Origin of the sequence: Aerococcus sp. UBA6277, assembly GCF_002440555.1 — a bacterium.
Taxonomy (GTDB): domain Bacteria; phylum Bacillota; class Bacilli; order Lactobacillales; family Aerococcaceae; genus Aerococcus.
Window position 1 is genome coordinate 87,248 of record NZ_DJUR01000035.1, and the last position, 21,925, is coordinate 109,172.

General features: G+C 43.2%; 26 protein-coding genes. All 26 read left to right on the forward strand.

The features are described 5' to 3' along the window. The first annotated feature begins 52 nt into the window (after positions 1–52). Positions 53–631, forward strand: coding sequence for a phage scaffolding protein (locus tag B2V22_RS06165; protein ID WP_290491141.1), 579 nt, complete (start codon positions 53–55; stop codon positions 629–631). Positions 632–635: 4 nt separating this feature from the next. Next, the gene (locus B2V22_RS06170; RefSeq protein ID WP_290491142.1) at positions 636–1,637 is read left to right on the forward strand and encodes a major capsid protein; all 1,002 of its coding nucleotides are present in this window, start codon (positions 636–638) and stop codon (positions 1,635–1,637) included. Positions 1,638–1,641: 4 nt separating this feature from the next. Beyond that, the gene (locus tag B2V22_RS06175; RefSeq protein ID WP_290491143.1) at positions 1,642–1,803 is read left to right on the forward strand and encodes a hypothetical protein; all 162 of its coding nucleotides are present in this window, start codon (positions 1,642–1,644) and stop codon (positions 1,801–1,803) included. Between the two features lie 15 nt (positions 1,804–1,818). After that, positions 1,819–2,199, forward strand: a complete 381-nt coding sequence (locus tag B2V22_RS06180; RefSeq protein WP_290491144.1) for a hypothetical protein — start codon at positions 1,819–1,821, stop codon at positions 2,197–2,199. Between the two features lie 352 nt (positions 2,200–2,551). Next, on the forward strand, positions 2,552–3,037 hold the full coding sequence (locus tag B2V22_RS06185) for an HK97 gp10 family phage protein (RefSeq protein WP_290491145.1): 486 nt from the start codon (positions 2,552–2,554) through the stop codon (positions 3,035–3,037). Between the two features lie 10 nt (positions 3,038–3,047). Next, positions 3,048–3,467 (forward strand): phage tail terminator family protein, encoded by a 420-nt coding sequence (locus B2V22_RS06190; RefSeq protein ID WP_290491147.1) that lies wholly within the window; start codon positions 3,048–3,050, stop codon positions 3,465–3,467. Continuing rightward, entirely contained in the window at positions 3,460–3,678 is a 219-nt protein-coding gene (locus B2V22_RS06195; protein ID WP_290491148.1) for a hypothetical protein, read from the forward strand. The genes B2V22_RS06190 and B2V22_RS06195 overlap by 8 nt, the downstream gene beginning before the upstream one ends. Continuing rightward, positions 3,678–4,973: a phage tail sheath subtilisin-like domain-containing protein gene (locus B2V22_RS06200; RefSeq protein ID WP_290491150.1), complete on the forward strand. Its 1,296-nt coding sequence runs from the start codon at positions 3,678–3,680 to the stop codon at positions 4,971–4,973. Before B2V22_RS06195 ends, B2V22_RS06200 begins: the two co-directional genes overlap by 1 nt. A gap of 16 nt (positions 4,974–4,989) precedes the next feature. After that, positions 4,990–5,454 carry a phage tail tube protein gene (locus B2V22_RS06205; protein WP_290491152.1) on the forward strand — a complete coding sequence of 155 codons (465 nt, stop codon included), beginning with the start codon at positions 4,990–4,992 and terminating at the stop codon, positions 5,452–5,454. A gap of 124 nt (positions 5,455–5,578) precedes the next feature. After that, a complete protein-coding gene (locus tag B2V22_RS06210; protein WP_290491154.1) occupies positions 5,579–5,974 on the forward strand; it encodes a phage tail assembly chaperone in 396 nt (131 codons plus the stop codon). Beyond that, complete coding sequence (locus B2V22_RS06215) at positions 5,974–6,165, forward strand: hypothetical protein (RefSeq protein WP_290491155.1); 192 nt, start codon at positions 5,974–5,976, stop codon at positions 6,163–6,165. Before B2V22_RS06210 ends, B2V22_RS06215 begins: the two co-directional genes overlap by 1 nt. Positions 6,166–6,177: 12 nt before the next feature. Further along, positions 6,178–11,568, forward strand: coding sequence for a tape measure protein (locus B2V22_RS06220; protein ID WP_290491157.1), 5,391 nt, complete (start codon positions 6,178–6,180; stop codon positions 11,566–11,568). 161 nt (positions 11,569–11,729) lie between these two features. Then, the gene (locus B2V22_RS06225) at positions 11,730–12,269 is read left to right on the forward strand and encodes a hypothetical protein (RefSeq protein WP_290491159.1); all 540 of its coding nucleotides are present in this window, start codon (positions 11,730–11,732) and stop codon (positions 12,267–12,269) included. After that, entirely contained in the window at positions 12,266–13,261 is a 996-nt protein-coding gene (locus tag B2V22_RS06230; RefSeq protein WP_290491161.1) for an XkdQ/YqbQ family protein, read from the forward strand. The genes B2V22_RS06225 and B2V22_RS06230 overlap by 4 nt, the downstream gene beginning before the upstream one ends. Then, positions 13,261–13,551, forward strand: coding sequence for a DUF2577 family protein (locus tag B2V22_RS06235; RefSeq protein ID WP_290491163.1), 291 nt, complete (start codon positions 13,261–13,263; stop codon positions 13,549–13,551). The genes B2V22_RS06230 and B2V22_RS06235 overlap by 1 nt, the downstream gene beginning before the upstream one ends. Positions 13,552–13,555: 4 nt before the next feature. Beyond that, a complete protein-coding gene (locus tag B2V22_RS06240) occupies positions 13,556–13,924 on the forward strand; it encodes a DUF2634 domain-containing protein (protein ID WP_290491165.1) in 369 nt (122 codons plus the stop codon). Beyond that, entirely contained in the window at positions 13,921–15,051 is a 1,131-nt protein-coding gene (locus B2V22_RS06245; protein ID WP_290491167.1) for a baseplate J/gp47 family protein, read from the forward strand. Before B2V22_RS06240 ends, B2V22_RS06245 begins: the two co-directional genes overlap by 4 nt. Next, positions 15,048–15,830, forward strand: coding sequence for a putative phage tail protein (locus B2V22_RS06250; RefSeq protein WP_290491169.1), 783 nt, complete (start codon positions 15,048–15,050; stop codon positions 15,828–15,830). The genes B2V22_RS06245 and B2V22_RS06250 overlap by 4 nt, the downstream gene beginning before the upstream one ends. A 17-nt stretch (positions 15,831–15,847) precedes the next feature. Then, on the forward strand, positions 15,848–17,569 hold the full coding sequence (locus B2V22_RS06255; protein ID WP_290491170.1) for a phage tail protein: 1,722 nt from the start codon (positions 15,848–15,850) through the stop codon (positions 17,567–17,569). A 345-nt stretch (positions 17,570–17,914) separates the two neighbouring features. Beyond that, complete coding sequence (locus B2V22_RS06260) at positions 17,915–18,976, forward strand: RNA-directed DNA polymerase (protein WP_290491172.1); 1,062 nt, start codon at positions 17,915–17,917, stop codon at positions 18,974–18,976. After that, the gene (locus B2V22_RS06265) at positions 18,961–19,215 is read left to right on the forward strand and encodes a hypothetical protein (RefSeq protein WP_290491173.1); all 255 of its coding nucleotides are present in this window, start codon (positions 18,961–18,963) and stop codon (positions 19,213–19,215) included. The genes B2V22_RS06260 and B2V22_RS06265 overlap by 16 nt, the downstream gene beginning before the upstream one ends. Then, positions 19,215–19,388, forward strand: coding sequence for a CD1375 family protein (locus B2V22_RS06270; protein WP_290491175.1), 174 nt, complete (start codon positions 19,215–19,217; stop codon positions 19,386–19,388). Before B2V22_RS06265 ends, B2V22_RS06270 begins: the two co-directional genes overlap by 1 nt. A 58-nt stretch (positions 19,389–19,446) precedes the next feature. Continuing rightward, positions 19,447–19,827: a hypothetical protein gene (locus tag B2V22_RS06275; RefSeq protein WP_290491176.1), complete on the forward strand. Its 381-nt coding sequence runs from the start codon at positions 19,447–19,449 to the stop codon at positions 19,825–19,827. Continuing rightward, positions 19,820–20,188, forward strand: a complete 369-nt coding sequence (locus B2V22_RS06280; RefSeq protein WP_290491177.1) for a hypothetical protein — start codon at positions 19,820–19,822, stop codon at positions 20,186–20,188. Before B2V22_RS06275 ends, B2V22_RS06280 begins: the two co-directional genes overlap by 8 nt. Beyond that, positions 20,163–20,366 carry a phage holin gene (locus B2V22_RS06285; RefSeq protein WP_290491178.1) on the forward strand — a complete coding sequence of 68 codons (204 nt, stop codon included), beginning with the start codon at positions 20,163–20,165 and terminating at the stop codon, positions 20,364–20,366. The genes B2V22_RS06280 and B2V22_RS06285 overlap by 26 nt, the downstream gene beginning before the upstream one ends. Positions 20,367–20,368: 2 nt before the next feature. Further along, positions 20,369–21,601, forward strand: coding sequence for an N-acetylmuramoyl-L-alanine amidase (locus B2V22_RS06290; protein WP_290491180.1), 1,233 nt, complete (start codon positions 20,369–20,371; stop codon positions 21,599–21,601). The last annotated feature ends 324 nt before the right edge of the window (positions 21,602–21,925 follow it).

A 21,925-nucleotide genomic window follows, 5' to 3' on the forward strand; every position in this document is an offset into this window, starting at 1 on the left:
AAATCCATCAGTGTCGTTGCACTGCCAAAACTCGAAAGGAAGAGGAGAAACTATGAAAAGAGAAGACTTGAAGAAATTAGGACTTGAAGATGAAGCCATTGAGTCAGTTATGAAACTACATGGCCAAACTGTTAACGGTCTGCAAGAGCAAGTTACCGCCTTGCAAGCGTCAGAGGCAAACTTGAAAAGTCAAAATGAAAAGCATGAGAAGGACTTGAAGACGTTGCAGAAAGACAATGACGACAATGAAACCTTGAAGCAAACCATTAAAGACTTACAAAAGCAAAATGCTGATGCTAAAGCAGAATACGAACAGCAGTTGGTCGGTATGCAACGTGATAGCGCAATTGAAAAAGCCTTAGCTGCATCCGGTGCGAAAAACACAAAAGCGGTCAAAGCCCTACTTGACGCTGACAAAATTGTGTTTAAGGATGGCGAGCTTTCCGGCTTAGCAGAACAGCTTGAAGCGTATAAGCAATCCGACCCGTACATGTTTGACTTGGGAACAAAACCTGAAGGGTATGAGCCTGCAGGCGGAAGCCCGGCAAAAACATACAGCTCTATGGAAGAAGCTATCAAGGCCGACGATTTGGAGAGCTTCTTAGCCCAAGATAAAGAAAGTGAGGATTAAATAAATGCCAAATGAAATTACTAAAGTTCTGGACTTAATCACACCGGAACAATATACGAAATACACTAATTACTACTCAGAGCAACACTCAGCTTTTATTCAGTCTGGTATTTTAACTAACCAACCGTCATTAGACCAAATGATTATCAATGGTGGGCTGTTGGTGACTATGCCTGAATTTAAACAAACGCAATTAGAAGACCAAGTCCTTGAAGAAGACAAAGCAATTGAAACAGGTAAGACCCAAGCTGCTAAACAAGTAGCGCCCGTCTTATATCGTGGTACTGGTGCGTCATACACTGACTTATCAGCAATCATTTCAGGAGCTAAACCGGCTACTCAATTGTTAAATGACTTTGGTGACTACACTATCCAGTCTGACCAAGCGATTTTACAAGCAATTGTAAATGCTATGTTTGACCCGACTTCAGGAGCGTTAAGAGATACACACGTATCTGACCAGTCAGCTATTCAAAACCCGGTTATCAGTCCTGAAATGGTAATCGACGCACAATCAATCTTAGGTACATCACGTTCTAAGTTAACGTTGATTGCTATGCACTCAAAGGTTAAAGCAGAGCTGCAAAAACAAAACGTCCAAACTAAGAACTACATCCCTGCATCAGAGTCGCAAGTTGGCTTTGACACTTACTTAGGTATGCGAGTAGTTGAAGACGATTCACTATTACCAAAAGAAGGCGTGTACTCAACGTATATCTACGCCACTGGTGCTTTTGGGCGTAACACTGCTACACCTAACGACATGATTACTTTTGAAACTGATCGTGACGTGGCGAAAGGCAATAACATGCTGTATGTACGTCGTGCCCGTGTATTACATCCACAAGGTTTGACATTCAATAACACATCAGTTTCATCACAAACTCCAACTAACACCGACTTAGCGAATCCGACCAACTGGTCTAAAGTTCGCGAAGACAAGAAAATTGGTATTATCTGCTTGAAACACCGTATTTCTGCTGAAATTCCTGTTGTAGGAGGGTAAGCCTATGCCAAAGTACGAGGTTAAATCAATTTTCAGATACGAGCCAACCAAGGAAGTATATATTCCTGGTAGTACCATTGAGTTGACTGAGGCACAGGCTAAGAAGTTTCCCGATGGTTATATTGAAAAGGTAGGCGCTAAAGGAACACCTAAAACCGACAAGTAAAGGAGCTGACTAGTTGTGGAAGATTTAAAAGTGCTACTGCTGGCCAAGTTAAAGACATTAAAAGGTGTGGATGATGGCAAGCAGGACGCCGTTTACTTGTTTGCAATTGAGTTAGCGGTTGAAACGCTTTTAGCCTTTTGCAACTTAAATGTGGACGAGTGGCCAGTGGGCTTAAATACAACAGCAGTGCTAATGGCCATGGACTCTTTATCGTCTATATCCTTGTCAGTCCAAGGTGACACAGGCGACGGCGACATCACGGGTATGACAGAAGGCGACTTCAAGATTGAGCGAGAGAGTCGTGCGACGACATTATCCAAGCTAGCCAGTTTAGATAAGAGTCTGCCTGACAAGTACAAGCGAATTGCATACAGATACAGAAAGTTGGCTGATTAATCATGAAGGGCTTTATTGAGGTCTTTGAAAGACACTATGACTCACGCATGACAGTTGAAGTCAACAAGCCAGTCAAAGTTGGGAACGTCACGAAGCAAATGTGGGCGAGAGTCTTGACCGACGTGCCATGTCGGATATCCAAGAAGTCCCACCAAAAGACTGCTAGTGGGGACCAACCACTTGTCGGGTATCAACTGTACCTATATTGCAACCCAAACCTTGAAGTGCCGGCAGGCAGTCGCATCTCAGTGACTGACACTCACGGAACGACAAGGACGTACAAGCGCTCGTCTGAAGGCTTTTCAAGCTACAATTCACACCAAGAAATACTGCTCGTAAGAGAGGTGGTTGCATGAGTGATGATCTTTTCGATTACTCAGAGTTTTTGGACTTTGCCAACAAATTTCACAAAACCTTGCAAGAAGAAAACTTTATTATCGACGTGATGAACAAGCTTGGGAACGTCATGCTTAGAAACGTCAAAGCGAATACACCTGTTGGGCAGTACGATGGTACTGTCTTTTTCACTGGCCAAGGTGCTGGTGGTAGATATATCGCAGCCTTTGAAGGACCAGGGACTACCAAACAAGGTGGAACTTTACGTCGTAATTGGGAGCTTGTGAGCGCTGAGAAGAAAGGTGATACGTATGAAGTGGGCATTCGGAACAATACTGAGTATGCCTCGTGGGTCGAACATGGTCACCGAAAATCTGACCATAGCGGTTGGGTCGAAGGGCAATTCTTCATGCGGATCACCATGGAGGAGCTGGAAAGCCAGTTGCCTAAAATAGTTGGTCCGCTGTATCGAGATTACTTGAAGTCATTTGGCTTTAGTTAGGAGGGAGCATATGGACTTAACACTATCAATTATTAATGAGTTAGCACGTATTTTCCCCGACGGTACGTTTTACCGTGAGAAGATAGAACAGGGCTTCACAGAGCCTAGTTTTTATGTTTATCCAATCTCTGCATCTCAAGACCCATTATTGTCCACACGGAATTATCGCAAGCGCCCTTACTGTGTTACGTGGTTTCCGGACACAAGTCTTGATACCACTTCTGAACAGTTAGAAACAATGTCAGACAGGTTGATGAATGAGTTCAAGTTCCTACACGACGACAAGCTTCATATTCTGTCTAAGGACTTAAAAGTCCGAGACGGCGTGATCGTGATGACGTTCGGTATCAGGTATGTGGTACAAGAAGTGCCGGATGAGTCGACCAAGATGCAAGATTTAACAGAGAAAGGAGCATTGAAGAATGGCTGATGAAGAAAAGAAACCATCGACTGCTACACCGAAAGCGAAAGCGACGGCTAAAGCAGTTGAGAAATATTCAAAAGACGCTGTCATTAATTCGGGAGAGTTCACAGCAATTGAACGAGACTTGTTAAAAGTCGCACTAAAAGATGACGAAGCGTATACAACCCAAGATGCAAAACAAAAAATCAAGAATTATAAAGAGGGGGAAGTTAAATAATGGCAGGTGGAACATTTACATCTCAAAACAAAGTGCGTCCTGGTGCGTACATCAATTTTAAAGCCGAAGTGTCTACTGGCTCATCTGAAGCCGTAGCCGGGACAGTAGCCCTACCTTTAGCAGTGGACTTTGGTCCGGCTGGAGTGACTGCAGTCAACTCAGGTACTAACTTATTACAGTTTGGGCACACTTTAGGTGACGCACAAATGCTACCTTTACGTGAAGCGTTGAAAAATGCTTCAGAAGTATTGGTATTCCGTATCGGCGGTGGAGCTAAAGCAACTGGTACGTCTAACGGTTTAACTGTTAACGCTAAATATCCTGGTGCACGGGGTAACGATATCGCCGTTGTGGTTAAAAAGTTAACTGCCGGTGGTGTACAAGTCGACACGACTTTAGCTGGTCAAGTAGTGGACAGCCAAGTAGTGGCGACAGCTGAAGCCTTAGTTGACAATGACTTAGTGACCTTTACAGGCTCGCCAGAAGTAACAGATGGCACGATCACGCTGGAAGGTGGTACGAACACTACTGGAACTGGCGCCGATTATGCTGACTTCTTCGAGGCTATCCAAGTCTACGATTTCAATACGTTGGCAATTCCAGTCGAAGATTCTGCGACTAAAGCTTTAGCGGCAGGTTTTGTTCGCCGTTTGCGCGAAGAAGAAGGTAAAAAAATCCAAGTAGTCTTGGGCAACTATGAAGGAGCTGATTACGAGGGTGTTATCAACTTAGCGAACGGTGTCATTTTAGATGGCCAAGCGTTAACGCCTGAACAAGCCACTGCATGGTTTGCAGGAGCGGCAGCATCAGCAGGTGTAAGCTCATCACTTACTTACACAGCTTACCAAGGTGCAACAGACGCTAACCCACGATTAACTAGCGCTGATACAATCGAAAACTTGCGTAAAGGAAATGTAGTCTTTACTGAGAAACGCGGACAAGCGGTAGTTGAACAAGATATCAACACTTTAGTTTCGTTTGATGCAACTAAAAACCAAGATTTCCGTAAAAACCGTGTGTTACGTGTCTTAGACGACATCGCTAATAACACTAAAATCACTTTCGAAGATAACTACATCGGAAAAGTGAATAACGATACTGACGGTCGTGAGTTATTTAAAGCCGACCGCATTGCTTACTTCGACGCCTTAGTTGGTCAAGGTGCTATCACAGACTTTGCTTCAGATGATATCGAAGTGTTGCCAGGTAACGCTAAAGACTCAATTGTGGTCAATGCTGCGGTTCAACCTGTAGACGCGATGGAAAAACTCTACATGACTGTAGAAGTGAACTAGAAAGGAGACTTAAAACATGGCATTCTTACAAGCAGGCGATACAATTTCAGGTCGCGAAGGTACTGCCTTCGTAACCATTGATGGCCAAAACTTCGCAATGTTTGAATTAAAAAACATTACAGCGACAGTTGAATTGGCAAAAACAGAAGTAAACACTTTAGGTAAACGTACAACTCAACAAAAGGTTACTGGTGCAAGTGGTACTGGTTCAATGACTATCCACAAAGTGACATCACGTTACGCTAAAATTGGTATTGACTATATTAAATCTGGTCGCGTACCAAACATCACAATTAAAATCACAAATGATGATCCACAAAGTACTATCGGACGTCAAACTACTTTATTAAAAGGCGTAATCTTTGACTCTTTAATCATTGCATCATTAGACGTTGATGCGGAAGTATTAGAAGAAGATGCGGACTTTACATTCGACGACGCAGACTTATTAGAAACATTCAAACAACCGCAATTAGGCTAGACCTATGGTTGCTTTTTTATTTCTACTGCTGCTAAACATGATTGAGACAGCTCGAGTAATTGGGCTGTCTTTTATTTTGCTTATCTTGACACAACTTATCAATTACCAAGGGAGAGATTTAACAATGGATATTACTACATTTATGCAAGAGGTTAAAGGCGCTGAGGTTGAAGTTAAATTAGAACGCTTTCCGGAGCCTTTCGTAGTTAAAGCAATTTCAGAACGTGAAAATGACCGTTTAAAGAAATCAGCGACTGACAAACGTCGTGTAAAAGGCGGACGTATTGAAAGTGACTTTAACACTGACAAATACGTTGATTTATTAGTTGCTCAATGCGTGGTTACACCCGACTTGAACAATGCTGAATTACAAGAGTTTTACGGTACTCACGGCGACCCTGCTGAAACACTAAAAGCTATGTTGATGGCTGGCGAGTATTCTCAAATTCAAGAGCAATTATTAGACATCAACGGCTTCGGTGAAACGGACGACGAGTTGGTAGAAGAAGTAAAAAACTAATGAAAGACCCTGAGACCTCAGGGGAATATTGGTACAGCTATTATGCCTTCCACTCTCACGGACTGTTACCGAGTCAATTCGCGTCGCTACCAAAGCGAGAGCGGGCAATTATTGTAGCGTACATCAAAATCAAGATGGAAAAAGACGAAAAGGCCGAAAGACAGGCCAAAATGAAAAGTAAATCACGTTAGGAGTGAATAGGCATGGCAAATCCATTGGAGGCCTCGCTTAGACTTCGAGACGAGTTTACCAAAGTACTATCCAAAATTGACAACCAACTTCAAAAGACGACAAGCACTATGGAGAACTTTAAGCAGAAAATTAGTGCCCAAAGCAAAGCTTTTAGCACCATTGCTAGTTCTGCTCAAAGCGCAATGGCCAAATTGAACTCAGCCTTCCAAAAGGGCTTCAGTGCAGTTCAAAACATGGTCCAGTCGTCGGTACAGCGTATTGTCACGTTGATGGGTAACTTCGGTAACCGTATCAAGTCTAGCTTTAATTTAAATCCACTAATTTCAAAAGTATCGGACACTTTTAGTAAAATCACTTCAACGATTAGATCTAAAGTGAGTGAAATTGGAAACTCACTCAAGGACATCGGAAGCAGAATCGCTAAGACGCTTAAACTCGATAAGGTGTTTAGTGGTATTACTAAAGGACTAGATACGCTTAAAGCTAAAGTAGGCTCGACAGTCAGCGCAATCGCATCATCTTTTGGTAATATCTTTAAATCTAAGAGAGTAAAAGCTTTAGATGATATCAATTCGCAGTTAGACAAGTTGAGCCGAAAGAAAGCCAACATTGAAGTAAATGTGGCCAATGCTGAGAACGCCCAAAAGCGTTTAGGCAATGTTGATAAGGCTTTGGTCAAACTTAACAGCAAGAAAGCTAAAGTTGAGACTCAAATCGCTGGTGTAGAAAAAGCGAACTCTCAACTATCGACAGTTAACCGTAGTATCACTAAATTAAACGCCCAAAAAGCTACTGTGCAAGCTAAGTTAGAAGGTGGAGATGATGTAGCTGGGGAACTAGCTGATATCGAATCAAAACTTCAAAAGTTAAGCAGTAAACGTGCCAAGCTTGAAGTTAAAGCTGACACAAGTGGCATGGAGAGCGCTCAAAAGCGTTTAGAGGATCTAAACAAGCGTATTACCAAGCTAAACAGCACTAAAGCCCGTTTAGAGGCAGACGCAAGCAGACTTGAGGGCGCTAGAAAAGCCTTAACTCAAGTCCAACAAGATATTCACAAGTTGAATCGTGAAAAGATACTTTTACAATTAGACCCTAGCGGTATCAGAGGTGCATTGAGTAAAGCTGGATCAATGATAAGCAGTTTTTCTCAAAGTGTTTCAAATAAATTCGGTAACATTGGTAGAAATATCGGGTCGTCATTCAGCCAATTGAAATCAACATTCGGAAATTTTGGCAACGATATGCGCAATGCCTTTTCAAGTGTTTCAAACGGTGCTGGAAATGCTAGGAACTCGGTATTGGAGTTAGCAAGTGCCTTTGGATTGCTAAAAGTTGCTGGTGCTGCGGTCAACCTTATTGGTCAAAACCTAGACGCAGCGATTGGTCGTTTCGATACCTTGCAACGGTTCCCTAAAATCATGAGTATGTGGGGCTATTCAACAGAAGTAGTTTCAAAAGCGCAAACTAAAATGGTGGACGGTATCGAAGGTCTACCTACTACACTTCAAGATATAACAGCCAATGTGCAAGCTATGACTTCTATTACTGGGGACTTAGACAAGGCCACAGACGTATCGCTAGCTTTAAACAATGCCTTTCTAGCCAGTGGTGCTAGTACTGCAGACGCAAGCCGAGGCTTGCAACAATTTAGTCAAATGTTATCCGTTGGTAAGGTTGATATGATGGCGTGGCGTACCTTGCAAGAAACAATGCCGGGTGCGTTATCACAGACCGCCGAAGCCTTTGGGTTTGCAGGGTCATCAGCTACAAGAGATTTCTATGACGCTTTAGATAACGGCGATATCACTATGACACAGTTTCAAGATAAGCTAATCGAGCTGAGCAATGAAACGAACGGTTTTGCTGACCAAGCAAAAGTGGCATCGGCTGGTATTAAAACAAGTTTCCAAAACTTAGCAAATACTATGTCAAAAGGTTTGGCTAACTCAATTACAGCTATTGACGAGTGGGCAAAATCTAAATCGTTTGGAACGATTGCTGAAAATATCGACAGCATGAAAGGTATCATCAATGATGCCTTTGCAAGTATTAATGACAACATCCCTAAATTCCTAGATAAGCTATTACCTTATTTAGAAATTATGAAAGATGCATTTAACAAGGTGAAAGAACCTGTACAAGAGGCAGTCAGCGCTATTAGAAAGAGTTTAGACGCTATTTCAGGCGATAAATTCGGGTCTAAAGGCTCACTGAATAGTTTCCAAGGGTTCATTGACGGCCTTGTGGAAGGTATCGAAAAGTTAGCTAATTTCGCTAGCAAACATTCAGACACGATTGCTAAAGTGATTGATATCTTTGGCAAGCTAGTCGGTGCATTTGTAGGGTTTAACCTAGGCAAAGCAGTAGTCGGTGTGCCGTTCAAAATTTTAGGGACGCTATTCAGACCTTTTACTAGTTTCTTGACTACCGGATGGGCAGTTGCCAAAGGTATTGGAAAACTAGGTTCAGGAATTGGTAGTGCAATCGCTGCATTATTCGGCGGTGGTAAAGGAGCAAAAAAACTAGGCAAGAGCGTTTTACCTACCGTTCCGACAATTTCGGCAAAAGACAGTGGTTTGAATTTCTTAAATTCACTATCAAAAACAGCAAGTCAGTTTGCAAAAGGTGCTAAAAATATCGCTTTAATTTACGGTGTGATTAAATTAATCGAGGAATTAGCTGAGGCAATGAAGCAGGTAAACGACAAAGTACCCTCAGACTTAAGCAGTCTAGCGCCTAAATTAGGCAATATGGCCATTGCGTTAACCGGTATGGGTGCTTTTGTTGGCGTTGCCGGCGCCATTTCTAAAAACAACTTTGGTAATGCGGTTAAAGGTTTGGCGGTAGTCGCTGGACTAAGCGGAAATATCATGCTTGCAGCAGAGGCTATGAAACAAATCGAAAGCAAAGTGCCTGAAAGTCTGGCGAGCTTTGCACCTAAATTAGCTAACATGGCAATCGCAATCGGCGGAATGGGTGTCCTAGTGGCTGTTGCTGGTCAACTGGCAACCATGAACCCAATTGGTGCAATTGCTGGACTGGCAGTCGTGGCCTTAATTTCTGGCGAGCTAATGTTAGCTGCAGAAGCGATGCAACAGGTTAACGACAAGGTAACTAATAATATCGGCTCATTTGCGTCAAAAGTAGCCAATATCGCTATTGGTATTGGTGGCATGTTTGGCCTAGTCCAAGTAGTCGGTACGTTGTCCGCCCTAAATCCTATCGGTACAATCGCCGGACTTGCCACAGTGGCATTAATTGCTGGGGAATTAATTCTAGTTGCAGAGGCAATGCAGCAAGTTAACGATAAAGTGCCTGATGATATGTCTGGCGTTACAAATAAAATTGACGGCATTAAAGACGTCATCGCTAAATTAGCTGATACGTCATTTAGTGAAGTCTTAGGCTCTATTGGTGGCGCAATAAGCATGGGCGCTGCAATTAGTGCATTAAACTCTTTGGCGGATATGATCGCACCTCTAGAAGCGCTAGCAAATGCGACTGTACCAATCGAAGCCGTCAAGACCAAGATTAGTAACATCAAGGATGCAATCGCTGAGTTGTCTATTGACTCGTTTGGTGAATGGCTTTCTAACTTGGTCGGGTACGAAAACTTTAACGGTGCGGTATCCGCCGTATCTGCCCTTAAAAATGTGGCCAACACTTTAAAATCGCTAAGTGAAATTGAGATAGATCACGCTTCAGCAAGAGCAATGGTTAACCAATTGAAGCTGACACTTCAAAGCTTGTCAGTGGACAGTTTAGGCGAAGCGATTGATAATCTGCTTGGCTATGACAACTTCGGCTCGGCTGTTGAGTCAGTCAACGCCTTGAAGCAAGTAGCAACTAAGCTAGCCGAATTGGCCACAGTTGAGATTGACCACGCAGCTTCAAGAGCAATGGTTAACCAACTTAAACTAACACTCAGAAGCCTTTCTCGTGAAGGTTTCGGCGAGTTTATCACCGACCTACTAGGTTATGATGATTTCAGTTCAGCCGTTGACTCGGTTAATGCTTTGAAACAAGTAGCCACTAAACTAGCTGAACTGTCAGCGGTTGAGATTGACCATGCTTCAGCAAGAGCTATGGTTAACCAACTGAAGCTAACCCTTAGAAGCCTTTCTCGTGAAGGCTTCGGCGAGTTCATTGCGGACTTACTAGGTTACGACGACTTCAGCGGAGCGGTTGATTCTGTCAATGCGCTTATCAAAATTGCTAACCAACTCGTGACTCTATCAGCTGTTGAGATTGACTTGAGTGCAGTTCGGACTCGCATTTCGGAAATTAAGTCGGTGATTAATTCGCTTAACAGTTTCCCTGCGGTGTCGGACAATTCGGAAAGTTATTCTATGGCAAGTACTGCCATCACTAAGCTGACTGAAATCCGTAACCACCTAACCACGCTTGGTGCGGTAGCACTAGACGTCGGTGCAATCACAAGCAACATCAACAGTATTAAGACTGCTATTGCTCAACTAAACAGCTTGCCAACTGTGGCAGTGGCCAACTTTGGAAGTATCAACGCACTGATTACTAGTGTGATTAATCTAGCTACACAAATCAACCGTCTGTCAACAAGCTCTCAGGCTTCAGCTAATGGTGTCGTGTCTGCATTTAGCCGTATTGGCCAAAGCGCCAACACAATGAGAAATCAGACGACTACCGCACTTAACGGTATGGTGACTGCTATTACTGGTGGCATGGCGAGAGCTAGAAGCTCAGCTGTCACGGGTATGGCAGGCTTCACGTCTGCTATATCAAGCGGTATGGCCCGTTCTGCTTCTATCGCTAGAAGTGGGTCAGCTCAAATTGCTAGCGCATTTAGCGGACTGAGAGGTCAGCTATACAGTGCGGGACTGTTCGCCATGAGCGGGTTATCCTCAGGTATCAGCGCGGGTGCGGGCGGTGCAATTTCCGCAGCGCGTCGTGTGGCCAACTCGGTTTCAAGCACAATTCGCTCAGCGCTGAAGATCCATTCACCTTCTCGCGTGATGATTGCAATTGGTGAGTTCGTGTCTGAAGGTTTGGCTAACGGAATCACTTCCGCAAGTAAGCTTGTTGACAAGGCTAGCACTAAGCTAGCAGAGTTAGCTACTCCACGACTAGATGCTTTTACTGCGCCACAAATGGAGTTAGCAGGAGTGACACGAAGTGTAACTGATGTCTACGCAGGTCAAGATAGCTACGCATGGGACGACGCTCAACGAGTGTCTATAGACAGCAGTGAAATTGACGCAATGGACGCAAGCTTATCACGTCCTGTAATCATCAAGAACAAGCAAATCACGCCTGAAATCAATTTAACGATTGAAGGTAAGGATGCAGAAGATATAGACACTGATGAAATCATTAGACGCATAGAAGAGATCATTATCGACGCGAATAATGATGACCTAGGATAGAAAGGAAGTGTGAGATGGCTATCCGATTTTATTTAGATATAGAAGGGAAGCGCTACATGCTTCCAGTCTCCCCTGGAATAATAGAAATGAAACGCTCATCCAATAATAAGATTGTAGAAATCGCAAAATTGGGTGAGGTCAATTTGGGAGGTGCCCACGCGTTGCTGGGCACTTCTTTTAGTTCTATTTTCCCCGCCGACTATTCGGCGAGCTATATAGAGAAAGGCGCTAAAAAAGAGTCTGCAAGGACGTGGATTGATAGGCTAACGAATGCTAAAGCCAGTCATGACCGCGTACGACTCATCGTGACCGACACTCGTATCAACTTAATGACTTTGATTGAGGAATTCAATTGGGGCCATGATGATACCACTGGTGACGTGTATTACACTTTAGGATTAAACGAGTTTAAAGAAGTTTCTCCAAAATACAAAAAGACTGTTGCCAAGAGGGTATCACCGCCACCACGTCCTGCACCAAAAAACAAGCCGATTACTATTGGCTGTCAGGTCATAGTCAACGGGCGTTTACACCGTGACTCGTACGGAAGTGGACCAGGACTGACCGAAAAAAACGCTAGGCGACAAGTTAACTTGATCGCGAAAGGTCGCAAGTACCCTTACCATGTCTGCATGTTGGACGGGACTGGTCGAATCTACTGGCGTGGCTGGGTCACTGCAGGGAGTGTGAAGCGTGTATGATGATTGAGATTTTAGAAACAAGTATCACCAACCGTCAACAGTTTGACATTTCAGACTTATGCAAGGGTAGCTCTTGGTTTACAAGTACTGAGTACCAGCCGGGTAAGTTGCAATTTGATTTCCTGGACAACCCAACCGTGCATTTACGCGAAGGCGATGAGGTTGAGATGCGCATAGATGGTCAAAAGATTTTCAAAGGCAAGGTGTTTAAACGCAAACGTAAGCAGGGCGTGAGAGGCTTTTGGTCCATCACTGCTTACGACAGGACACGGTATCTCAAGAACGAAGACACGCTACTCTTTAATGCAAACTCCGTCACGGAGCGCTTTAAACGAATCTGTGAAGTGCAAGGTCTACCTTACAAGGTCTTAGACAAGGCAACATATAACTGTACAGCAGTCGTTGAAGATAAGCACACATACTACTCTATGTTAAAAGACGCTATCGAAGAGACACGAAATGGGTCCGGTCAACGTTTTGCCTTTTGGGATAACTTCGGCACGATTGAAATTTTTAATCTAAACCGTCAAATCACTAATCTTGTAATCGGTGATGAGTCCTTGATGACTGACTACGAGTACGAGCTGTCTATTGATGACGCTGCCAACTCAGTGAAAGTTTTAAGAGAGGACAAGGAGAAAGGTAAGCGTGAAATCTATGTCGAAAAAGACAATAAGAACATTGAGAAGTGGGGAAAACTTCAAATTGTTGAAACCATTTCCGATGCGGATCTAAACACGTCTCAACTTAAGCAGCGAAATAAAGAGCTGTTAAAAGAGCATAATAGACCAACTATTACTACCTCAGTCAAAGCGCTTAGCAACCTAGAAATACGTGCGGGTAAGTTATTTACGTGGCGCAACAGCGACTTAACCCGTGACACCGTCAATGGTGTCAAAATCGGTGATGAAACGCTTGTCTTGGTCACGCAGTGTACACACAGCTTTGAGGATACGGCAATGATGGATTTAGAAATTGAGGTGATTGCATAATGGCAGGAGAACGATTGGCACGCTATATGAAACAGCTAAAGCCCAAAGAAAGTGAAATGGTCGAAGTGGTCTACGGTACTGTCATTAGTGCTACACCACTGAAGATTAGGCGAGAAGATGGGCTAGAAATACCAAGTGCTTTTATCACCTTGTCAGAAGTGGCCAAGGGCTTGTCTGTGTCTGTGAGTGGCACACGCTACACCATTGTAAAAGCCGTCCAAACTGGTGATAGGGTCAGAATGTTACAGGCTCAGAAAAGCCAAATGTTTTATGTGTTAGAGAGGGTGTGAGGTCATGTTTGATGATGAAGAAGTACCAACAAGGACCTATCGAATTTTACATGGCCGCATCTTAGGTTTTGTGGACGGACAAGAAGCGATGCGACAAGCCATCGAGAAAATACTTTCCACACCTAGATTCCAGTATGAAATCTACTCTGAAAGCTACGGCCACGACTTAGAGGACATGGTTGGAGAAGAAATGGCTTTGGCCGAAATGGAAGTAGAGCGTCTAATCAGCGAAGCACTACTTGTTGACGACCGCATCTTATCAATTGAGAATTTTAATATCACGCCAGGTGTTGACCGAAGCTCACTACAAGTGAGTTTCATAGTTAGCACTTTATTTGGGGATATTGCAGAAGAAATGGAGGTGGAACTATGACACCAGATGAAATCGGGGCTCATCTTGAAACATATGATTATAACTATTATATAGAAGAGGCTTTAGCTCGAGTACCGGCAGGCGTCGATACTCGTGAGGGGTCTATCATCTATGACGCGCTAGCGCCAGCTTGCTATCAACTGGCCACCTTTACGATGGAATTAAGAAACACTATGCTTGAGAGCTACGTCGTGTCGGCAACGGGTCAGTACTTAGACTTACGTGCTGAAGAAGCAGGAATAATGAGAATACCGGCCACTCAAGCAGTGGTCACAGCGTCCTTCACGTCGAGTGGAGGCCAACCTTACGCTGTGGATATTGGTAGTCGCTTTTCAAGTATTGGTGATAGGCCCATCTATTACGCTGTGACTGAAAAAGTTAGCGACGGTATTTATCGACTGACTGCTGAGGAATCGGGGTCGGTTGGCAATGAGTACGTCGGTGTGTTGTTACCGCTCGACAACTTTAACGACTTTGGCCAAGCCTTGCTTACTGAAATCACTGTACCAGCAAGGGATGATGAAACAGATGATAGCTTACGAGCTAGGGTGATTGCTGAAAAAGGGGTCGGGGCTTTTGGTGGGAATATTGAAGATTACACACGTATGATCACTGACCTGGACGGTGTAGGCGGAGTACAAGTCTATCCTGCCTGGCAGGGTGGTGGTACGGTCCTACTATCCATCGTTAACAATGTTTTTGGAGTACCTAGCCAGGAACTGGTCTCTGAAGTGCAAGAGGCTATTGACCCGACGCTAGATGGTGGCGGAGTAGGACTCGCGCCAATTGGTCATAAGGTGACTGTTCGCGGACCTGTCCAAAAGGTTATTGACGTATCATTTTATATGAACGTGGAGAGCGGTGCGAATCAAACAGCGATTTTTGATGAGGCGAAAAACGTCATTGAAAATTACTTCCTGAGCGTCCGCCAACGCTGGAGTACTCGCGGGGCCACTGGCTATGAGGCTTGGATTTACCGCTCACAGATTACTTCGGCCATCTTATCGATTCAAGGTGTGGCCAATGCTGCCGGAATTAAATTAAATGGCAAAGATGAGGACGTGAAGCTGGATTTGTCCCCTGACAAGCAAGAGTTGCCAATTTTAGGGACGGTGAGCTTGTCATGACCCTACTAGATTACATGCCGGACTACTACCGAGAAGTCCAGGAAATGAACGATATTTTGAGGGCGGAAGATGCCCTCTTTTTAATGCTTGAAAAGGAGTTTATTGCAAGTAAAGCCAACCAGTTTATCAAAACTGCTGATACTAACGGCCTGGCCATCTTTGAGTCGATTTTGGGCATCGTACCAGTGGCTGACGAGTCGGTAGAAAGTAGACGCTCAAGGGTGTTAAGTCGGTGGATTAATATCACGCCTTACACGCACAACTCATTAGTGCGACGGTTAGCCAGTTTGCAAGGTAACTTCAACTTCGACATTAACTATGAGCTTAACGCTTATCGCTTGTCGATTCGTACTAACCTGGAATTGCCGGGACAAGTCGACGAGTTAGACTTCGCGCTGGTCGAGATGATACCGGCCAACCTTGAGCTTATCTCGAGAAATGAAATCCCAATGAGTTCAACCACCAACGCTTATATCGCAGCAGGCTTCGCGCCGACAATGCTGATTTCCGCAACAGATGCTGTCCAGTTTGACGTTCGCGCTGTTAACGATAAGGTCTCACTTGCCTCAGCGATTACAAATACAGCAGTCATTGAAATGACGGACAGTTATTTTGAGAACGTATCAAACCTAGCAGACACTACTTACGTAACAAGCGCATTTACTCAAGTCGACAAGTACGACTTAGTTGACGACGTTGACCTATCTTTTGCAATTGATGGCGAAGCGTATATCGCAGCAATACCATTCTTCACACAAACATTTGAAATCACAGAGTAGAAAAGGAGATTGAAAACATGGCAGAATTTAAAAGAGTCGTGATCACACGAAATGGCCAAACCCTGATGGCTAAATTAATGTCAGGAACAGGTACAGTAGAATTTACGAAAATCGGTGTGTCTAGCACAACTTATACAGACACACAGTTAGAGTCTTTAACCAGCTTATCAGGCGTTAAACAGACAGCGCCTATCACAAATATTGCGCGAAACAACAATGCTTCAGTAACCGTTGAAGGGGCTATCTCTAATGAAGAGTTAGCAGTTGGTTACTACATGCAAACGATTGGACTTTTTGCTAAAGACCCTGACGTAGGCGAGATTTTATATGCGGTAACAAACGCTAGTGTGGCCGGATACATGCCACCTTTTAACAATCGGACACCATCTGGTGCCCAGTTCAAACTAACAACTACTGTCGGAAACGCGGAGAACGTAACACTTCAAATTGACCCGTCAGCGGTGGCTACAATTGGCGATATTAACCGCCTTGAAACTAGCTTAAATGACTTACAAGCTTACGTTGGCTACGCTGAAAAAGGTGTCTTAGGTCTTGAGGCGGACTTTGAAAACAATAAATTTACTCGCTTAGGTGATGCAGAAGGTCGTACACCAGGCGCTTCGTTTGATGGCTTTAACATGTACGGTGGTCGACGTCGCGTCAACCTTGCAGATAACGGCACAGTCAACGCGGTTTTCGGGGACGGGGGATATAAAGAAGACGGCTCAAATGGACAAGTTATGGTTGAACAGCCGGTCTTTTACTACAAAGTTGTGCCGTTGAAAACTCAGCCAAACGCTGACGGCCACGGTCAAAACTTAATGAAGGCACGATACTACGTATCAGACCAACCGCGGGCAGGCTTTAAAGTACACCCTGCATTTAAAGATCATAACGGAAAAGTCAGACAAAAAGTGTACGTTTCGGCTTATGAAAGTGCTATCTTTGACACCTCTGAAGGTGTATACTTAAAACTGGACGAACAGGTAGCAGACTTCGCTAGTGACAAGCTTTCAAGTATTGCGAACGCTAAACCTGCAAGTGGGTTGACTCAAAACTTGACGCGCGAAAATGCCCGTAAGTTGGCTAATAATCGTGGCCAAGGATGGCACCAACAAACCTTAGCTACCGCTTCAATGTCGCAGCTGCTGTTCATCATTGAGTATGCGTCATTTAATACTCAAGAGAACTTAGGTAGTGGGAGAACTGGTGTAGCGGATGATGGCGCAACTTCTCAAACTTCAAATACTGGTGCTACTCAAACCCTTGGGAACAAGTCCGGATCAGTAGACGCGGACGGCTATGCAATTCCGACTTATCGTGGAGAGGAAAACCTATGGGGGAACATCTTCTCTATTGTGGATGGCTTCACGCTTGAGGGTAAAGGCAAGCACAACGGGTGGTACGCTTTAGGCGACTACCGAGAAAATGGCATTGACGGTAGTTACAAGCCATTTGGCTTCACAATCGCTAAATCAAACGGATACATTAAGTACTTCGGGTACTCAGAAGATGCGGACTTCGCTTTCATTCCCGGGGCAACGAACGGTGGGGCGAACTCAGCGCTACCAATCGGCGACTACTTGTACCAAAACAATGCTTATGATAACTTCTTAGTTGCTCGCCTTGGCGGTTATTGGAGTGGTGGTGCTGATGCGGGTCTCTTCCATTGGTATCTGAATGGTGCTTTCTCGAATCGTTATCGTAGCTTCGGCGCGCGCCTTGTATACGCGCCGTAAAAATTTAACACCAGTAAATGAAATTTAACAAGAATATTTTTGGTAATTCCAAGCCGAATCGGTCTTACATATTTGGGAGTACAATAGAAAAACGCACCACTTGCCCTTACTCACCTTAGCGGTAATTGGAGTAATGGTACTAATGCAGGTCTCTTCAATTGGAATCTGAATAATGCTTTCTCGAATCGTAATCGTAACATCGGCACGCACCTAGAATACATGTAAAACTTATAATGATGAACGGAATTACCATGGCGCTCGCCAAAACAGAAACATAAAAAAGCTGTGTTAGTAGGTCTCTCGAAAGCTCGGCGAAATATGTATACAAAGTAGGGATAATAAAATATGAAAAGAGTAGGAAATTTATTTGAAGAAATCGCTTCTATGGACAACTTAAAGCTGGCTTATGCAAACGCTAAGCGCGGTAAAGGTTGGTATCACGAGGTTAAAGAGATAGAAAAGGACGTGGATTATTACCTATCTAACATTCAAGTAATGTTACAAAATAAGACCTTCACGACTTCAGAGTACGAGATTTTCACGAAAATTGACAAGCAGAAGTCACGTGAGATCTATAAGCTACCTTTCTACCCCGATAGGATAGTGCAATGGGCGCTGATGCAGGTCATCGAGCCTTATATCATCCGTAACCTTACCGCAAATACTTATTCAGCCATTCCTGGACGAGGTATGCACGCTTGCTTAAAGCAAGTGAAGCATGACATCCGACTGGATGAAGAGGGCAGTCAGTACTGCTTGAAAATTGACATGAAGAAGTATTATCCACACATTAACCATCAAATTTTAAAAGAAAAATTTCGAAGAGTCTTTAAAGACCCAGACGTTCTGTGGTTACTAGATGATATCATTGACTCAACAGAAGGCGATACCGGTATACCCATTGGCAACTATGTCAGTCAGTATAGCGGTAATTTTTATCTTTCGGACTTTGACCACTGGCTCAAGGAAGAAAAGCACGTCAAGTACTACTACCGCTACATGGACGACTGTGTCATCCTCAGCGACAACAAGGCTTTTCTGCACGCACTCCTTGAAGATATTAAGGTCTACTTAGCTGATAATTTAAAGCTTGAGTTGAAAGAGAATTATCAAATTTTCCCCACATACGTTCGGGGCATTGACTTCGTAGGGTATCGAATTTTTAAGGATTATGTGTTGGTTAGAAAATCTATTGTGAAGCAGATGAAAGCGAAGTTAAAGCCTATTAAACGTAAAGTGTTGAGTGGTAAACCGCTCACTTTCCACGACGTATGCACAATCAACTCCTACGCAGGTTGGTTGAAAGCTGCAGATGCTTACAGACTTTCAAATAAATACATCAGACCTTTTCAGCCGTACATCGAAGAGTTTAGAGAAAAGGAGAGGAAATCATGCAAAAATATTTAAACGTCGAATCGACTGAACGTCCAGAAGCTATCCGCATGGACACAGAACATGTCTATGAAGCGGAAAATATCCAAGAGATTGAAGTCACGGACGAGGACGGCAATAAAACAAAACAGTACAAATTTAACTTAACTGTTTACGAAAAAGACGAGTACATCCTTGTTAGACTTGATCGCGACAAGGCTAATACTGACTTAGCTATTGCACAGATTGTTACTGGTTTAGGAGGTGCAATGTAATGATTTTAGTATATTTAAACTTAATCTCAAAAGGTCTTTGGTCAGTAGAACAAATACCAACGTTGTGGAAAGATGACGTCATCAAAGAGTTGGAAAAACGTGGCATCCCATACGCGGACATCACGCCTGAAGTCGCAGCCGAAAACCAAGCTAAATTCTACGCAAGTTACTAAGCATCCGATTAAAGCCGGGTGCTTTTTTAGTACCAAAATACAGAAAGGAGCGTGAGAAATGAAAAGAATTAAAGAACATATCATCTACTATTACTACTCATATTTATTAGCTTTGACGTCAATTGCGTACGGATGGAAATTGATTGTTCATCCTGAAATCTTACAAACTTACAAGGTTTATCAAAACATACGAGACGTATTCGACCACCGCTTTATAGGCGTTTTCTTCTTACTTTTAGGAGCGTCATATACCATCGCCACTTTGTTAGACTTCAAAAGAATTAAACGACTATTACTGCCAGCGTTCACCTTTATTTGGGCGTTCTTCGGTCTTAGCTTCGTGTTGTCAGAGCCACCGAACACCGTGGGATTATTAACTTTAGGTATAGCACTGCTTAGTTTTGGCGTTTCGTTACGAGGTGATTTCAAGGATGGATGATTTAAACCCACTTTTGATTGCCATTGTACCAGCTTTTTTAACCTATCTTGGTACGAGGTACAAGTTCCAAAATGAGCGTGAGCAGTATGCCAGCAGTGAGTGGAAAAAACTGTACGAAGAAACTAAGCAACAATTAGGAAAAAACAAAGTGCGTATGGATAGTATGCAAGCTGATATGACCGAGTTAAGAACTCAAATGGACGAAATGAAAAAACGTCATGCAAACGAAGTTATTAAGTTAGAAAAAATTAATGATGAATTGAGAGAAGAAAATAGTCAGCTAAGAATTGAAAATGGCAGCCTTAAAAATCAATTATTGCAAAAGGAGCGAGACAATGAAATTAAGCAACAAAACTTATGACGTCCTTAAATGGCTGGTCTGGTTATTTTTGCCAGCATTGGGAGTATTTATAGGTGTTCTAGGACAATCTTTTGGTTGGGAGAACACTGACACAATGTTGACAATTTTAACGGCATTTACAACATTTCTAGGGACAATCACAGGTGTATCTAATAGAGAGTTTAATAAGGAGGACTAAATATGTCTTACACAATTCAAAAAGCCTTAACTTTAATCAACAAGGGAACTAAAGGTTTAAACAACCCTGAATGGATCGTTGAGCATTTTGTGGGTGCTTCGGGACAAGCATGGGGGAATGCTAATTATTTTAAGTCAACCTATCGTGGTGCTTCAGCGCATTACTTTGTCGATGCGAACGGTATAGTCCAGGTAGTAGAGGACGATACACCAGCATGGCACGTTGGGGACGGCTCCCGTACTGGTAAAGGTGCTTATAACGGATATTTTGGCTATGGGGCTACAAACAACAACAGTATTGGTATCGAGATGTGCCAAGATACATCAACGGGGAAAGACGTTTGGCATTGGGAATTTGACCCCGAAACTATCAAGCGTGCTAAGTGGTTAACTAAGCAATTACAAGCTAAGTACAATATCCCCGATGAGCGTGTAATTCGTCACTATGACGTATCTGGTAAATTGTGCCCAGGTAACTGGCAATGGAATGACTGGAAAAAATGGCGTGAATTTAAAGCTGAATTGGCTGGTTATAAAGTTGCTCAACAAGCTGCGAACACAACTCAAAATGATGGTTATGTTTCTGTTACAGCTAAAATGCACACAGTACAAACTGGCGAAACACTAGGTGCAATTGCTAAGAAATATGGTGTGACAGTTGATAATCTAGTTAAATGGAATAAGCTAGAGAATCCTAACCTTATTTTCCCAGAATCAAAACTGTATGTGGCTAATCCAGCAACTACAACGTCAACTGGTCAACAACTACATTTACCAGCAAGTGCTAAAACATGGCGTGTATACAATGCGAATGGCCCATACACGACTGGTAATGAGGTTCATCTATTAACACCTAGTGCTTACGGTGGGTTAACTTATGACATTTTAGGTAACCCAGCACCATACGTTTACTTGATTAAAACAAGCGTTAAAGGTACGGTAGCAGTCTATGCAGGCCCGGGAACGGGCGCAACAATTACTGGTAAAGGTGGTAGCGTGGCGAATACCACTAAGAAACTACACTTACCGGCAAGTGCAGATACTTGGCGAGTGTATCGTGTGAAAGGTCCTTATACAGTTGGCAACGAGATCCATCTACTAACACCTAAGAAATTTGGTGGACTAACTTACAATATTGTAGGTAACCCAGCGAAAGATATTTACTTAATTGATACGGAAGTAAAAGGGCGAGTTGCAATTTACGCCGGTCCGGGTACTGGTGCGACAATTAAATAGTTTTAAATTAGTAGAGGTAGTGGACTTAATTGTCTGCTACCTCTTTTTTTTGTTCCCATTTTTAGAAAAAGTAGCAAAAAAGTAGCAAAAAGTAGCAACTAGTCCACACTAGTTGGAAAATTTATTTTTAAAATTTAGTTAAAAACGTTGATTTATAGGTGTTTTTGGACTAGTTTGGACTAGTACAATTTCAAGATAATTGACCAAAGAGGTAAAATAATCTAATGCAAATTAGATAACTGACTCGGTAACACACAAATAATAAATACGTATTTACTATTGGAGACCTGCATTGGCGTTCGCTGAATCTCTACCCGAAAACTG

Coding starts and splice junctions, on each gene's coding strand:
- B2V22_RS06165 (WP_290491141.1), top strand. CDS start 53: ATGAAAAGAGAAGACTTGAAGAAATTAGGACTTGAAGATGAAGCCATT.
- B2V22_RS06170 (WP_290491142.1), top strand. CDS start 636: ATGCCAAATGAAATTACTAAAGTTCTGGACTTAATCACACCGGAACAA.
- B2V22_RS06175 (WP_290491143.1), top strand. CDS start 1,642: ATGCCAAAGTACGAGGTTAAATCAATTTTCAGATACGAGCCAACCAAG.
- B2V22_RS06185 (WP_290491145.1), top strand. CDS start 2,552: ATGAGTGATGATCTTTTCGATTACTCAGAGTTTTTGGACTTTGCCAAC.
- B2V22_RS06190 (WP_290491147.1), top strand. CDS start 3,048: ATGGACTTAACACTATCAATTATTAATGAGTTAGCACGTATTTTCCCC.
- B2V22_RS06195 (WP_290491148.1), top strand. CDS start 3,460: ATGGCTGATGAAGAAAAGAAACCATCGACTGCTACACCGAAAGCGAAA.
- B2V22_RS06200 (WP_290491150.1), top strand. CDS start 3,678: ATGGCAGGTGGAACATTTACATCTCAAAACAAAGTGCGTCCTGGTGCG.
- B2V22_RS06205 (WP_290491152.1), top strand. CDS start 4,990: ATGGCATTCTTACAAGCAGGCGATACAATTTCAGGTCGCGAAGGTACT.
- B2V22_RS06210 (WP_290491154.1), top strand. CDS start 5,579: ATGGATATTACTACATTTATGCAAGAGGTTAAAGGCGCTGAGGTTGAA.
- B2V22_RS06215 (WP_290491155.1), top strand. CDS start 5,974: ATGAAAGACCCTGAGACCTCAGGGGAATATTGGTACAGCTATTATGCC.
- B2V22_RS06220 (WP_290491157.1), top strand. CDS start 6,178: ATGGCAAATCCATTGGAGGCCTCGCTTAGACTTCGAGACGAGTTTACC.
- B2V22_RS06230 (WP_290491161.1), top strand. CDS start 12,266: ATGATGATTGAGATTTTAGAAACAAGTATCACCAACCGTCAACAGTTT.
- B2V22_RS06235 (WP_290491163.1), top strand. CDS start 13,261: ATGGCAGGAGAACGATTGGCACGCTATATGAAACAGCTAAAGCCCAAA.
- B2V22_RS06240 (WP_290491165.1), top strand. CDS start 13,556: ATGTTTGATGATGAAGAAGTACCAACAAGGACCTATCGAATTTTACAT.
- B2V22_RS06245 (WP_290491167.1), top strand. CDS start 13,921: ATGACACCAGATGAAATCGGGGCTCATCTTGAAACATATGATTATAAC.
- B2V22_RS06250 (WP_290491169.1), top strand. CDS start 15,048: ATGACCCTACTAGATTACATGCCGGACTACTACCGAGAAGTCCAGGAA.
- B2V22_RS06255 (WP_290491170.1), top strand. CDS start 15,848: ATGGCAGAATTTAAAAGAGTCGTGATCACACGAAATGGCCAAACCCTG.
- B2V22_RS06260 (WP_290491172.1), top strand. CDS start 17,915: ATGAAAAGAGTAGGAAATTTATTTGAAGAAATCGCTTCTATGGACAAC.
- B2V22_RS06265 (WP_290491173.1), top strand. CDS start 18,961: ATGCAAAAATATTTAAACGTCGAATCGACTGAACGTCCAGAAGCTATC.
- B2V22_RS06270 (WP_290491175.1), top strand. CDS start 19,215: ATGATTTTAGTATATTTAAACTTAATCTCAAAAGGTCTTTGGTCAGTA.
- B2V22_RS06275 (WP_290491176.1), top strand. CDS start 19,447: ATGAAAAGAATTAAAGAACATATCATCTACTATTACTACTCATATTTA.
- B2V22_RS06280 (WP_290491177.1), top strand. CDS start 19,820: ATGGATGATTTAAACCCACTTTTGATTGCCATTGTACCAGCTTTTTTA.
- B2V22_RS06285 (WP_290491178.1), top strand. CDS start 20,163: ATGAAATTAAGCAACAAAACTTATGACGTCCTTAAATGGCTGGTCTGG.
- B2V22_RS06290 (WP_290491180.1), top strand. CDS start 20,369: ATGTCTTACACAATTCAAAAAGCCTTAACTTTAATCAACAAGGGAACT.